At 72.9% G+C, this 13334-nt stretch carries 12 protein-coding genes and 1 pseudogene; 11 read left to right on the top strand and 2 right to left on the bottom strand.

Annotation, left to right across the window (positions count from 1 at the left end):
• Positions 1–234 precede the first annotated feature (234 nt).
• From ACWGE1_RS19400 to ACWGE1_RS19375, 6 genes are all read left to right on the top strand, one after another.
• Positions 235–1350: a lipid II:glycine glycyltransferase FemX gene (locus ACWGE1_RS19400; protein WP_453421734.1), complete on the top strand. Its 1116-nt coding sequence runs from the start codon at positions 235–237 to the stop codon at positions 1348–1350.
• Positions 1347–3056, top strand: a complete 1710-nt coding sequence (gene murJ, locus ACWGE1_RS19395; protein WP_453421716.1) for a murein biosynthesis integral membrane protein MurJ — start codon at positions 1347–1349, stop codon at positions 3054–3056. Before ACWGE1_RS19400 ends, murJ begins: the two co-directional genes overlap by 4 nt.
• Before the next feature lie 41 nt (positions 3057–3097).
• Positions 3098–3781: a response regulator gene (locus ACWGE1_RS19390; protein WP_453421715.1), complete on the top strand. Its 684-nt coding sequence runs from the start codon at positions 3098–3100 to the stop codon at positions 3779–3781.
• Between the two features lie 6 nt (positions 3782–3787).
• Positions 3788–5233, top strand: coding sequence for an ATP-binding protein (locus tag ACWGE1_RS19385; protein WP_453421714.1), 1446 nt, complete (start codon positions 3788–3790; stop codon positions 5231–5233).
• Entirely contained in the window at positions 5230–5766 is a 537-nt protein-coding gene (locus tag ACWGE1_RS19380; RefSeq protein WP_453421713.1) for a GerMN domain-containing protein, read from the top strand. The genes ACWGE1_RS19385 and ACWGE1_RS19380 overlap by 4 nt, the downstream gene beginning before the upstream one ends.
• Before the next feature lie 72 nt (positions 5767–5838).
• Complete coding sequence (locus ACWGE1_RS19375) at positions 5839–7098, top strand: cytochrome P450 (protein WP_453421712.1); 1260 nt, start codon at positions 5839–5841, stop codon at positions 7096–7098.
• On the opposite strand, the gene ACWGE1_RS19370 is transcribed toward ACWGE1_RS19375, so the two are convergent.
• Positions 7058–7783 (bottom strand): hypothetical protein, encoded by a 726-nt coding sequence (locus ACWGE1_RS19370; RefSeq protein WP_453421711.1) that lies wholly within the window; start codon positions 7781–7783, stop codon positions 7058–7060. The genes ACWGE1_RS19375 and ACWGE1_RS19370 overlap by 41 nt on opposite strands.
• Positions 7784–7884: 101 nt before the next feature.
• Between ACWGE1_RS19370 and ggt the strand changes: the two genes are divergently transcribed.
• Positions 7885–9684, top strand: a complete 1800-nt coding sequence (gene ggt, locus ACWGE1_RS19365) for a gamma-glutamyltransferase (RefSeq protein ID WP_453421710.1) — start codon at positions 7885–7887, stop codon at positions 9682–9684.
• An 8-nt stretch (positions 9685–9692) separates the two neighbouring features.
• On the opposite strand, the gene map is transcribed toward ggt, so the two are convergent.
• A complete protein-coding gene (map, locus tag ACWGE1_RS19360; RefSeq protein WP_453421709.1) occupies positions 9693–10460 on the bottom strand; it encodes a type I methionyl aminopeptidase in 768 nt (255 codons plus the stop codon).
• A 64-nt stretch (positions 10461–10524) separates the two neighbouring features.
• Here map and ACWGE1_RS19355 point away from each other — a divergent pair, with 64 nt between their 5' ends.
• From ACWGE1_RS19355 to ACWGE1_RS19340, 4 genes and pseudogenes are all read left to right on the top strand, one after another.
• The gene (locus ACWGE1_RS19355; RefSeq protein WP_453421708.1) at positions 10525–10776 is read left to right on the top strand and encodes a helix-turn-helix domain-containing protein; all 252 of its coding nucleotides are present in this window, start codon (positions 10525–10527) and stop codon (positions 10774–10776) included.
• A 108-nt stretch (positions 10777–10884) separates the two neighbouring features.
• Complete coding sequence (locus ACWGE1_RS19350; RefSeq protein ID WP_453421707.1) at positions 10885–12084, top strand: alginate lyase family protein; 1200 nt, start codon at positions 10885–10887, stop codon at positions 12082–12084.
• A gap of 43 nt (positions 12085–12127) precedes the next feature.
• Positions 12128–12508: a PPOX class F420-dependent oxidoreductase gene (locus tag ACWGE1_RS19345; RefSeq protein WP_453421706.1), complete on the top strand. Its 381-nt coding sequence runs from the start codon at positions 12128–12130 to the stop codon at positions 12506–12508.
• Between the two features lie 100 nt (positions 12509–12608).
• Positions 12609–13334 (top strand): annotated as a pseudogene (locus ACWGE1_RS19340) (hypothetical protein); the annotation flags it as partial.

Genomic DNA, 13334 nt, shown 5'->3' with positions numbered 1-13334 from the left:
AGGAGATGCGAACGAGGCGACTTTAGGTTCCGCATTCGGCAGAAAAGCTCGTGCCATCTCTTGTGACGTCGACCGCAGCGAAACGGTCATCATTCGGTCACAAACGTTGCGCACTTCGGTCACGGTCGGCTGTGAGAGTCCTGTGAGAGACCGTCAGTACGAACAGGAAGGTCGCCGGCCGTGTGTGCACTGCTCGTGAACCCCGCCCAGCAGGACCATGACCAGGACGGGGAGCTGCGGGTGCGCGCCCTGTCCGTCACCGAATACCAGACCTTCCTCCACTGGCACGGAGGCGCGAGCTTTCTCCAGTACCCCTCCTGGGCCCGGGTAAAGGACCTCTGGCGCTCGGAAAGGGTCGGATGGCACTATCCGGACGGCGAGATTCAGGGAGCCGGGCTCGTTCTCTACCGGCAATTCCCCGGCACCCGTAAATACTTCGCCTATCTCCCCGAAGGGCCAGTCGTCGACTGGTCCGATCCGCACATCGACCGCTGGCTGAAGCCGCTCCTGCGCCACCTGCGCGCCTCCGGCGCCTTCGCCGTCCGCATCGGTCCCACCCCCGCCTACCGCCGCTGGGACGCGGCCACCGCCAAGGCCGCGACCGGGCCCGGACGGCAGATCTCCGACGTGCTCGCCACCGAGGTCGACCCGGTGGGTGCCGCCCTCGCCGACCGGCTGCGCACCCGCGGGTGGAAGCGGTGCGGCGGCGAGGACGACGGCGACGCACAGCCCCGCCACGTCTTCCGCGTGCCGCTGGCCGGCCGCACCCTCGACGAGGTGTGGTCGGGCCTCAACCAGGAATGGCGGCGCAACGTGCGCAAGGCCACGAAGGCCGGTGTGGAGACGGTCATCGGCACCTTCGCCGACCTGCCCGAGTTCTACCGGCTGCTGCGCATCACCGAGGAGCGCGACGGCTTCCGGCTCGGCCGCTCCCTCGCGTACTACGAGCAGCAGTACCGGGTCCTGAACGAGGAACAGCCCGGCCGCATGCGGCTCTACCTGGGCATCCACCGGGGGGAGATCCTGGCCGCCCACACGATGATCTCCGCCGGCAACCGGGTCTGGTACCAGACCGGAGCCTCCGCCGACCACCGGCGCGAAGTGCGCCCCAGCAACGCCCTGCAGTGGCGCATGATGCGCGACGCCCACGCCCTCGGAGCGGACGAGTACGACATGCGCGGGGTACCCTCCACCCTCGACCCCGACGAACGTTCTTTCGGGCTGCTGCGCTGGAAGCTCGGCACCGGCGGACAGGTCGTCGAGACGCTCGGAGAGTGGGAGATACCGATGGACGGAGTCGCCAACACGGCGCTCTACAAGGCGTTCCAGGCATACCTGGCCCGCCGGTGACGGCCACCGACACCGAAACCGGCGCCGAAACCGACGCCGAATCCGGCACCGGCAGCAGGGCGGCCGCCCCGGACGGCGGCGGCCCGACACCGGGGAAGACCTCGGTGCTGCGCAGCGGCGCCCTCATGGCGGCCGGTTCGATCGTCTCCCGCGCAACCGGCTTCATCCGCTCCGCCGTCGTCGTCGCGGCGCTGGGCACCGGACTCCTCGGCGACAGCTACGCCGTCGCCAACACGGTCCCGAACATCATCTACATGCTGCTCATCGGAGGCGCGCTCAACGCCGTCTTCGTACCCGAGCTCGTCCGGGCCGCCAAGGAGCACGCGGACGGCGGAGCCGCCTACACCGACCGGCTGCTCACCGCCTGCACCGCCGCCCTCGTGGCGCTCACCACCGTCGCGGTCCTCGCCGCCCCGCTGATCGTCTCGGTGTACACCGACTACGACGGGGCCCAGGCGAGCACCACCGTGGCCCTGGTCCAGTACTGCCTGCCGCAGATCCTCTTCTACGGGCTCTTCACCCTGCTCGGACAGGTGCTGAACGCCCGCGGCCGGTTCGGCGCCATGATGTGGACCCCGGTCCTCAACAACCTCGTCATCATCGGCGTCTTCGGGCTCTTCCTCCACCTCTCCCACGACGCCGCGGCAGGCCTCACCGCCGCCGAGACCCGGCTCCTGGGCCTCGGCACCACCCTGGGCATCGTCATCCAGGCCCTCGCCCTCGTCCCCTCGCTGCGCGCCGCCCGTTTCCGCTGGCGCCCCCGCTTCGACTGGCGCGGCAGCGGCCTCGGCCGCCCGCTGCGCAACGCGGGCTGGCTGGTGATGCTCGTCCTCACCAACCAGATCGCCTACTGGGTCGTCACCAGGCTCTCCACCACCACCGGACAGCACGCCGTGGAGGCCGGACTCGCGGGCGGTGCCGGCTACACCGCCTACAGCAACGCCTACCAGCTGTGGATCGTCCCGCAGGGCATCATCACCGTCTCCCTCGTGACGGCCCTCATGCCGCGGATGAGCTCGGCCGCCACCGAGGGCGACCTCGGCGCCGTGCGCCGCGACATCTCCTACGCCCTGCGCTCCAGCGCCGCCCTCGTCGTACCCGCCGCCGCGCTCTTCGCCGCCCTCGCCCCCTGGGTGATGGGCAGCGTCTTCGAGTACGGCCGCACCGGCGCCGCCGACATCGAGGTGATGGCGGGCATCCTCATCGCCTTCGCGCCCGGCCTGATCGCCTACTCCGCGCAGTACGTCCTCTCGCGCGGCTTCTACGCCCTCTCCGACACCCGGACCCCCTTCTTCCTCAACCTGGTCATCGCCGCGCTCACCGCCGGACTGTCCGCCGCCGCCTACTTCCTGCTGTCCCCGCGCTGGGTGGTCACCGGCATGGCCGCGGCCTCCTCCATCGCCTTCCTCGCGGGCGCCGCCGTCACCGCCTACGCCCTCACCCGCAGGCTCGGCCCGCGCGCGGGGACCCGTACCGAACGGCGCGCGACCGCCGTACGGACCCACCTGCGGCTGCTGGTCGCCTGCGTCCCGGCCGCCGTCGCCGGATACGCCGCCGCCCGCGCCGCCGACCGCTTCGGCGACTTCGCCGCGGTAGGGGCGGGAACCACGGCGCTGGCACTGGTCGTCGTACTCCTCGCGGGGCCGCTGCGCCTGACGGAGATCACCGACCTGCTGGACTCCCTGCGGCGCAGGAGCGGCCGCTAGCGAAGAGACAGGGCCACGCAACACCTTGGGATACTGACCGGATGCCACGCGTACTGTTGATCGAGGACGACCCTTCCATCAGGGAGGGCGTGGGCCTCGGCCTGCGCCGCCGCGGCCACGAAGTGAGCTCCGCCGAGACCGGCGAAGAGGGGCTCGCCCTGATGGGCGGCTTCCGCCCCGAGCTCGTCCTGCTCGACCTGATGCTGCCGGGGATCAACGGGGTCCAGGTCTGCCGCCGCATCCGCGAGACCAGCCAGGTGCCGATCATCATGCTCACCGCGCGCGGCGACGACTTCGACATCGTCATCGGCCTCGAGGCCGGCGCCGACGACTACATCGTCAAACCCGCCCGCACCGAGGTCATCGAGGCCCGCATCAAAGCCGTACTGCGCCGGCTCAGCGACCCCGTGGGCGCCCGCCCCGGGGTCGAGCACCACGGTGAACTGACCATCGACCGCGCCGGGCTGAGCGTCGCCAAGAACGGCGAGCGCGTCCCCCTCGCCCCCAGCGAGATCAAGCTCCTGCTGCACCTGTCGGCCTCGCCCGAGCAGGTCTTCTCCCGCCAGCAACTCCTCGAGTACGTGTGGGACCACAGCTACCACGCCGACGCCCGGCTCGTGGACGCCTGCGTCCGCCGGCTGCGCCACAAGGTCGAGGACCCCGACGCGAGCCCCCGCTACATACAGACCGTGCGCGGCTTCGGCTACCGCTTCGGCCCCCTGTAGGCCGCGGTGCGACGCATAGCGCCCCTGGGCCTGCGCACCCGGCTGATCGCGGCCTTCCTGCTGGTCGCCGCGATCAGCGCGGTGACCACCGCCGCCCTCACCTACCAGCAGGCGCGCAACGCGATCCTCAAACAGACCCAGGACACCGCCGTCAGCACCCTGCGGGACCAGGTCGAGCAGCAGGAGATCACCCTTCCGCTGGACCAGCCGGAGCTCCAGCGCATCGTCATCGAGCTCGGCAAGCGCGGCAAGCCGCACCCGTGGATCGTCTTCGGCGAGTACGGCAGCGTGCGCGTCTCCACCAACCCGGGCACGCCCACCTCCGGTGTGATCACCGACAGCCTGCGCGAAAAGGTCCGCAGCAACAAGTACACCGCCTTCCAGCGGGTCGAGGACCAGCGCGGCAACCCGTGGCTCACCATCGGCGTCCCCGCCCTCTTCGAACACAACGGCTACACCGAAGCCACCGGGGCCGTCTTCTTCGCCAGCGTGCCGCTCTCCACCGAGAAGCAGACCGTCGAGGCCATGGTCGACGCCGCCCAGCAGGGCGCCGTCCCGGGGCTGGCCATCGCCGTCGTGCCCGCGCTGCTGGCCGCCCGCAGCGTGCTGCGGCCGGTCCGCGACATGCGCCGGGCCGCCCAGCACCTCGGCCGAGGCCGCCTCGACACCCGTATCGAGGTCCGGGGCGCCGACGAACTCGCCGGGCTCGCGCGCACCTTCAACGAGACCGCCCGCGCCCTGGAGCAGTCCGTGCGCGAACTCCAGGACGCGGAGACCCGGGCCCGCCGCTTCGCCTCCGACGTCTCCCACGAACTGCGCACCCCCCTCGCCGGGATGCTCGCCGTCACCGAGGTCCTCGACGAGGACGCCGAGCGCCTCGACGCCGACACCGCCAAGGCCCTGCGCCTGGTCAGCGCAGAGACGGGCAAACTCGCCGTTCTCGTCGAGGACCTGATGGAGATCTCCCGCTTCGACGCACGGGCGGCCGAGCTCAACCTCGACGACGTGGACATCGCCGAAGCCGTCCGCAAGACCCTGGAACGCCGCCACTGGACCGACGACCGCATCGTCACCGAGCTGCCGGACGGGGTGCGCGCCCGGCTCGATCCGCGCCGCTTCGACGTGATCCTCGCCAACCTCGTCGGCAACGCCCTGCGGCACGGCGGCGCCCCCGTACGCGTCACCGTACGGACCGTGCCCGGCGAGAACGGCGAACGGCTGCTGATCGACGTCGCCGACAGCGGCCCCGGCATCGCCCCCGAGGTGCTGCCGCACATCTTCGACCGCTTCTTCAAGGCCGACGCGGCCCGGACCCGCTCCGCGGGCAGCGGCCTCGGGCTCGCGATCACCCTGGAGAACGTCCGCCTGCACGGCGGGACCCTCCTCGCGGGCAACGGGCCGTCCGGGGGAGCGGTCTTCACCCTCGACATGCCGCTGGAGGCCCGCGTATGACAGGGCGGAAGACGAGATCCCGGGCCGCCGCGGCGACGGCCGTACTGGTGGGCTGCGCCCTGCTGCTCACCGGATGCGGGATCAAACGCACCGGGGTGATCGAGAGCGGTCACGCCGCCACCGTCAAGGTCCCCGGGGCCGGCAAGAGCACCGTCCTCTACTTCGTCTCCAAGGAGGGCGACCGGCTAGTCCCGGCGCCGTCCACGCTGTTCGACGGCTACACCATCGCGCCCGCGGCGCTGGTGCGCCTGCTGCTGGAGGGCCCCCGCGGCCGGTCCGGAGAGGCCGGGCTCACCACGGCGCTGCCCAAACTGCCCGCCGGCAAGGGGGACGCGGTGACCGTGAGCCCGTACACGCGGGACGGGGGCATGACGGTCCGGGTGCCGTTCGCCGTGGGTGACCTGTCGGCACTGGCCCGCAAGCAACTCGTGTGCACCGTCGGCATCTCCGCCGTGGCGGACACCCTCAGCCCGGTCACCCTGCAGGGCACCGACACCACCCTCCCGCCCGCCGAATGCGACGTGCTGCGCTGACGGGCGCCGCCGTCCGCGAGCCGCTGCGCCCGCGCTCTTGCGGGCGGGCCGCGCACCCGTCACGGTGACCCCATGGATCACGCCGCGGACGTTCCCGACGTCTTCGACCCCCGCATCTACGCCTCCGGCATCCCGCACGACAGCTACCGGCTCCTGCGCGAGCGGCACCCCGTGGCCCGGCAGGCGGAGCCGGAGATCCAGGGCTGGCCCGCAGGCCCCGGCTTCTGGGCGGTCACCCGGCACGCCGACGTCGTACGGGTCCTGCGCGACCACCGGACGTACACCTCCTGGCTGGGCGCCACCCAGATCCGCGACCCCGACCCGGCCGACCTGCCCTTCCTGCGCCGCACCATGCTCAACCAGGACCCGCCGGAGCACGGCAGGCTGCGGCGCCTCGTGTCCCGCGCCTTCACCCCCGCCCGCGTCGACGCCTTCACCCAGCGGGTACGGGACCGCGCCCGCTCCCTGCTCGCCGCGGCCCGGGAGGGCGCCGAGGACGGCTGCACCGACCTGGTGCGCACCGTCACCGACGAATACGCGCTGCTGAACCTCACCGACCTGCTGGGCGTGCCGGCCGCCGACCGGGCCCTGCTGCTGGAGTGGACCGTCCGGATCATCGGCTACCAGGACCCCGACGACGTCCCGGCGCCCGTCCTCGGCCCGGACGGCACACCGCTCAACCCGCGCTCCCCGGCCCTGCTCGGCGAGATGTTCGCGTACGCCCGCGAACTGGCCGCCCACAAGCGCGCGCACCCCGGCGACGACGTGATGACCGCCCTCGCCGAGGCCGGGCTCGACCCGGCCGAACTGGAGATGTTCTTCTTCCTGCTCACCGTCGCCGGCAACGACACCGTGCGCAGCGCCGCCCCCGGCGGCCTGCTCGCCCTCGCGCAGGACCCGGACGCCTACCGCCGGCTCGCGGCCGGTTCCGTCCCGCTCGACCGGGCCGTCGACGAACTCCTGCGCGTCCACCCGCCGGTGCTCAGCTTCCGCCGCACGGCCGCCGTCGACACCGAACTGGGCGGGCAGCCGATCCGCGCCGGGGACAAGGTCGTGGTCTTCCACGCCTCCGCCAACCACGACGAGCGCGTCTTCGCCGACCCCCGCCGTCTCGACCTGGCCCGCACGCCCAACCCGCACGTCTCCTTCGGGGACGGCCCGCACGTCTGCCTCGGAGCCCACTTCGCCCGGCTCCAGCTGCGCACGCTCTACGAGGAGTGGTGCGCGGCCATGCCCGTGCCGGAACTGGCGGGCCCGCCCCGGCGGCTGGTCTCCAACTTCATCAACGGGATCACGCGGCTGCCGGTTCGGGTGTCAGGGCGGCCCGGGTGACATCGGCCGCCAGCTCGGTCACATCGGGGCCGTAGGCGTCGGAGTTGACCACCTTCAGCACCAGGCAGAAGGGATCCTTCCCGTACTTGCGGGCCAGCCTCTCGTGGTTGCGGGCCAGATAGCGGGCGGCAGCCTGGTTGCTGACCGCCGTCTGCCCGGAGAGCAGGAAGACGGGACGGCCGCCCTGCGCGCCCGTCAGCCTGGCCAGGAGCACGTACTCCACCCGCCCCTTGGCCCACCGGTAGCTCTCGCCGCCCACCTGGATCGCGCCCCGGTCCTCGTTCTCCCGCGTGTCGACGTTCACCCGTACCCCCGGCAGCATCGAGGCCAGGTGCGCCACCGTACGGGCGTTGGACGTCGGGCCCCCGACACAGAACTCGGCGCGGTCGCCGAAGCCCTGACGCGCCTCGTCGTGCGTGACGATCTGGACGTTGGCCCCGCAGTCCTTGATCAGCGCGGATATCTCCAGCAGGGCGAAGGCGTCGTTGCGGTGCACCGACGACTCCTTGCCGCCCATCTGCCGGTTGACCACGAACAGGCACTCGGCGCCGGCCGGCAGCCCGAAGAACCCCTGCTTGCGGCGCAGCGTACGGCGCCACAGATAGGTCCGGGCGAACCAGCCGAACCCGCCGCTGACGGCGGTGGCTATCACCCCGAGCACGATGTTGCGCACGTCGTCGTTCATGCGGCGGATGGTAGCCGCCGCCCCGCCTTCCTGACGCGGGGGGTGCGGTGAAGTTACGCTGCGCGAGCCAGGCCTGACCGGCCGTCGACTGGAGGAACCGGATGCGTGGTCCCGCCGCACGTCAGTTAGCGCTCGTCGCCCTCGCCGGGGCGCTCGTCTCCACGGGGGCGGCGGCCCCGCCCACCGCCGCGGCCCCGCCGGCCAAGGTGCCGGTCGCCGTCGGTCACGGCGGGGCGGTCGCCAGCGTCGATGCAGACGCCTCCGCCGTGGGCATCGCGGTCCTGCGCTCCGGCGGCAACGCCGTGGACGCGGCGATCGCCACCGCCGCCGCCCTCGGGGTGACCGAGCCCTACTCGGCGGGCATCGGCGGAGGCGGCTACTTCGTCTACTACGACGCGCGATCGAGCCGGGTGCACACCATCGACGGCCGCGAGACCGCACCCGCCACGGCCACCGAGGGGCTGTTCCAGGAGAACGGTCTGCCCATCCCCTTCGCGGAGGGCCAGACCAGCGGTCTCGGCGTCGGCGTGCCCGGCACCCCCGCCACCTGGAAGAGCGCCCTCGACGCCTGGGGCACACGCCCGCTGGACAAACTGCTGCGGCCCGCCGAGAAGCTGGCCCGCGACGGCTTCACGGTGGACGCCACCTTCCGGGCCCAGACCGAGCTCAACCAGGACCGCTTCAAGGACTTCCCGGACACCTCGAAGCTCTTCCTGCCGGGGGGCGCCCTGCCCGTGGTCGGCTCCACCTTCAAGAACCCCGACCTGGCCGCCACCTACGCCGAACTCGGCCGCAAGGGGACCGGCGCCCTCTACCGGGGGCCCATCGCCGAGGACATCGTCCGGACCGTCCGCACACCCCCGGTGAGCCCGGCGGCCACCCGCAAGGTCCGCCCCGGCGACCTGACCACCGGCGACCTGCGCGCGTACGCGACCAAGCGGCAGGACCCGACCCGGGTGGGCTACCGGGGCCTGGACGTCTACAGCATGGCGCCCTCCTCCTCGGGCGGCACGACCGTCGGCGAGGCGCTGAACATCCTGGAGCGGACCGACCTCTCGAAGCTCTCCGAGGCGCAGTACCTGCACCGCTTCATCGAGGCCTCGCGGATCTCCTTCGCCGACCGGGGCCGCTGGGTCGGCGACCCGGCGGCGGTGAAGGTGCCGACGCGCGAACTGCTCTCGCAGCGGTTCGCCGACTCGCGCGCCTGCCTGATCTCGCCGGACCGTGCGCTGACCAGCCCGCTCGCGCCCGGTGACCCGCGCCACCCCGCGCCCTGCGCCACCACGGGCGAAGCCGCCCCGACCACGTACGAGGGGGAGAACACCACGCACCTGACGGCCGCCGACCGCTGGGGCAACGTGGTCTCCTACACCCTGACCATCGAGTCCACGGGCGGCAGTGCGATCACCGTCCCGGGCCGCGGCTTCCTGCTCAACAACGAGCTCACCGACTTCTCCTTCGCCCCGGCCGCGCCGGGCGTTCCGGACCCGAACCTGCCCGGCCCCGGCAAGCGGCCGCGCTCCTCGATGGCTCCGACGATCGTGCTGGAGGACGGCCGCCCGGTGCTCGCGATGGGCTCGCCGGGCGGTGCCACCATCATCACCACCGTGCTGCAGACCCTGACCGGCCACCTCGACCGGGGGCTGCCGCTGGTCGACGCGATCGCCGCGCCGCGGGCCAGCCAGCGCAACCAGACCACCACCGAGCTGGAACCGGGTCTGTGGAACAGCCCGCTGCGCGCGGAGCTGGAGGCGATCGGCCAGGCCTTCCGGCAGAACCCGGAGATCGGCGCGGCGACCGGTGTGCAGCGGCTGCCGGACGGGCGCTGGCTGGCGGCGGCCGAGACCAGCCGCCGCGGCGGGGGCTCGGCGATGGTGGTCCACCCGCACGGGAAGCCGTAGGGGGGCGGTCAGAGGGCGGTGAGGATCCGCGGGCCGTCGGCGGTGATCGCGACCGTGTGCTCCGAGTGGGCGGCCCGGCTGCCGTCGACGGTGCGCAGGGTCCAGCCGTCCCGGTCGCAGGCGTAGTCGTCCATGCCGCCGGCGATCAGCATCGGCTCGATGGCGAGGACCAGGCCGGGGCGCAGCTTCATGCCGTGCCCCGGCGGGCCCTCGTTGGGCACGCCCGGGTCCTCGTGCATGGCGCGGCCGATGCCGTGGCCGCCGAAGCCGTCCGGGACGCCGTACCCGGCGGCGCGGCAGGTGGTCCCGATGGCGTGGGCGATGTCGCCGATCCTGTTGCCCGGTACGGCGGCGGCGATCCCGGCGGCGAGGGCCGCCTCGGAGGTCTCGATCAGCCGGAGGTCGGCGGGGCGGGCCCGGCCGACGGTGAAGCTGACCGCCGCGTCCCCGGCCCAGCCGCCGAGCACGGCCCCGCAGTCGACGCTGACCAGGTCGCCGCTCCGCAGCCGGTACCCGTCGGGGATGCCGTGCACGATCGCGTCGTTCACCGAGAGGCACACCACGGCGGGGAAGGGCACCGGCGCGAACTGCGGCCGGTAGCCCAGGAAGGGCGAGGCGGCGCCGGCCTCGCGGAGCACCTCGCGGGCCACCCGGTCCAGGTCCAGCAGGGACACCCCCACGTCGGCGGCCTCCCGTACGGCCGCCAGGGCGCGGGCGACCACCCGGCCCGCGGCGCGCATCTCGTCGATCTCTCGGTCCGTCTTCAGTCTCACCATGCCAATAACTATACCGGTATAACAATAACGGGATACTTATTGGTGTGCGGGGTAGGATGACGGCATGGTCCGTACCCCCCTCACACCCGAAGAGCGCGAGCGCGGCGAGCGGCTCGGCGTCCTGTTGCGCGAGGCCCGCGGCAGCCGCAGCATGGTCGAGGTCGCGGCCGGCGCCGGGCTCTCCGCCGAGACCCTGCGCAAGATCGAGACCGGCCGCGCGCCCACCCCCGCCTTCTTCACGGTCGCCGCCCTCGCCGCGGCGCTCGGGCTCTCGCTCGACGACCTGCTGCAGCGCTGCGCCGTCGTACCCGCCTGATCCGTAAGGGGCGGCCCGGGCCTGCCGTTCGGGCGGGCCCGGCGGCCGAACGGCCCAATCGGCGGTGGGGTGCCCGGAGCACGGGGCAAGCGTGAAGGCGTGTCAGCCATGAACGCATCCAAGCGAGTCGGTTTCGCAGTCGTCGGCGCCCTCCTCGCGAGCGGCCTGCTGCTCGCGGCGTGCGCCGCCCCCGAGGACCGCCCCCGCCCCGGCGACGTGGTCTTCCACCATCCCGGCGTCGTCGTCAGCCACGACCAGCTCCGGCAGGCGAAGCGGATGGTCGCGGCCGGCAGGGAACCGTGGCTCTCGGCGTACCGGGCACTCCTGAAAACCCGCTACGCCTCGCTCGACTACACCCCGCACCCGGCCGACGTCGTGCCCTGCCCCTTCAACAGCGGCCCCCAGTCCTGCCTCGACGAACGGCAGGACGCGATCGCCGCCTACACCCACGCCCTGCTGTGGTCGGTGAACGGCAGGACTGCCCACGCCCGCAAGGCCGTGCAGATCATGGACGCATGGTCGGCCGTGATGAAGAAGCACCGCGAGGACAACGCCGGACTCCAGGCCGCCTGGTCCGGATCCAGCTGGGCCCGGGCCGCCGAGATCGTGCACGCCGACTACCCGAACTGGGAGGAACCGCGGGTCACCCGGTTCAAGGAGATGCTGCGGAGGGCCTACCTGCCGGCCGTCCGCGCCCAGGTGCCCGCCTACAACGGCAACTGGGAACTGGCCATGACCGACGCCGCCGTCTCCATCGCGGTCTTCCTGGAGGACCAGGCGGTCTTCCGGGAGTCCCTGGAACGCTTCCGGGCGCGCGTGCCGGCGTACTTCTACCTCAGGATGGACGGCCCGCGCCCGATGGCCCCGCCCTACGCCGCCATCGAAACCGCCGACCAGGTCAAGGCGTACTGGTTCGACCAGGGCACCTACGTCGACGGCATCGCCCAGGAGACCTGCCGCAACCTCATGCACGTCGGCTACGCGCTCGCCGCGTCCGCACACATCGCCGAGACCGCCTGGCACCAGGGCGTCGACCTGTACGGGGAGCAGTCCGCCCGGCTGCGCACCGCGCTGGAGTTCCACGCGAAGTACCAGCTCGGGGCCGAGGCCCCGAAGTGGCTGTGCGGCGGCAAGGTGGAGCGGACCATGGGACCCGACCTGGAGGTGGCTCTGCACCACTACGAGACGCGGACCGGCGCGAAACTCCCGTACACCCGCACCCTGGTCGAGAAGACGCGGCCGGCCGGGACGGACGAGCTGTTCGTGGCCTGGGAGACGGTCAGCCACGGAGAGACCCCGCCGTCCTGACACGGCCCGACACGGCCCGCGGGACACCCCCTAGGGTGCCGGTATGGATCTCGAAGAGCTCGGCAGAGCGCGGTACGTCAGTCTCACCACCTTCCGCAAGGACGGCACGCCCGTGGCGACACCGGTGTGGGCCGTGGCCGACGGGGGTGAGCTCTACGTGTGGACGCGCACCGATACGTGGAAGGTCAAGCGGATCCGCAACAGCGGGCGGGTCACCGTCACCGCGTGCGACCTGCGCGGACGTGTCGAGGAAGGGGCGCGGGTGTGGGAGGGCGAGGCCCGGCTGCTCGACGAGGCGGGGCTGCGGCGGGTGCGCAAGCTGATGTCGCGCAAGTACACCTGGCAGTTCTGGGTCCTGGACGTGCCCGCCACGGTGGCCCGCCGCGGCAAGCGCCCGCACACCGCGATCGCCGTCAAGCTTTGAGATTCCCGTAGCCCGCCCGTAACACGGGTGGGATCCAATGCGGTCCATGGAGACCGCGACTTCACTGGCGATCAGTCAACTCTCCGGATACTTGCGGGGATTGACGCAAAGGCTGGATCCCGGGGCAGGCTGGTACGGGGAGTTCCTGCGCCGGGATCCGCAGGGCCTGCGGGCCTGTCTCGACGGGGCGGCAATGCCCCCGTGGGACCTGGTGGAATCCCTGCTGCGGGACCTCGCCGGAGCGCGCGGCGCGGAGTTCGCGGCCCGCGAGACCGTATACGCGGCCCAGCTGCGGGCCGCGGCCGTCACGGTGTGGGACCGGCTGCCCGGCGGCGAGGTGGAGCTGCGCACCCTGCTCGCGGCGGCGATCGCCCAGCGGGCCGAGTCGCAGGAGGCCCTGCGCAGCCTGACGGTGCGGCTCGGCGGGGCCACCGACCGGGCCGAGACGGACCTGCTCACCCGGGAACTCTCCTGGGCCCAGGACGACGTGGCCCGCGCCGCGGCCCGGCACGAGGACCTGGCGGCGCGCCTGCGGGCCCTGCGGGCAGGCCCCGACGGGCTGTGGCCCGACCGGCCGGAGGACGCGAAGTGGCTGCCCGGCGTGCCCCGGCAGCGGACGGCGCGGGCCGAACAGCCCGCCGGGCAGGAAGCGGCCGCGGCGGCGGAGCCCCCTGCACCGGCCGAAGCGCCGGTCGGGCGGGCCGAGGGGCGGTGGCTGCGCGGCGCCCGGCGCGCCGGAGGCGCCCGCTACGCGGGCTCGGCGGCCCCCGCGGCCCCGGCCTTCACCCCGCCGCCGGGCCATCCCGGCGGGGACGGCACACCGGAT

It is taken from the genome of Streptomyces sp. NPDC054932, from assembly GCF_053610205.1.
This window is presented reverse-complemented; position numbering and strand designations above follow the sequence as displayed.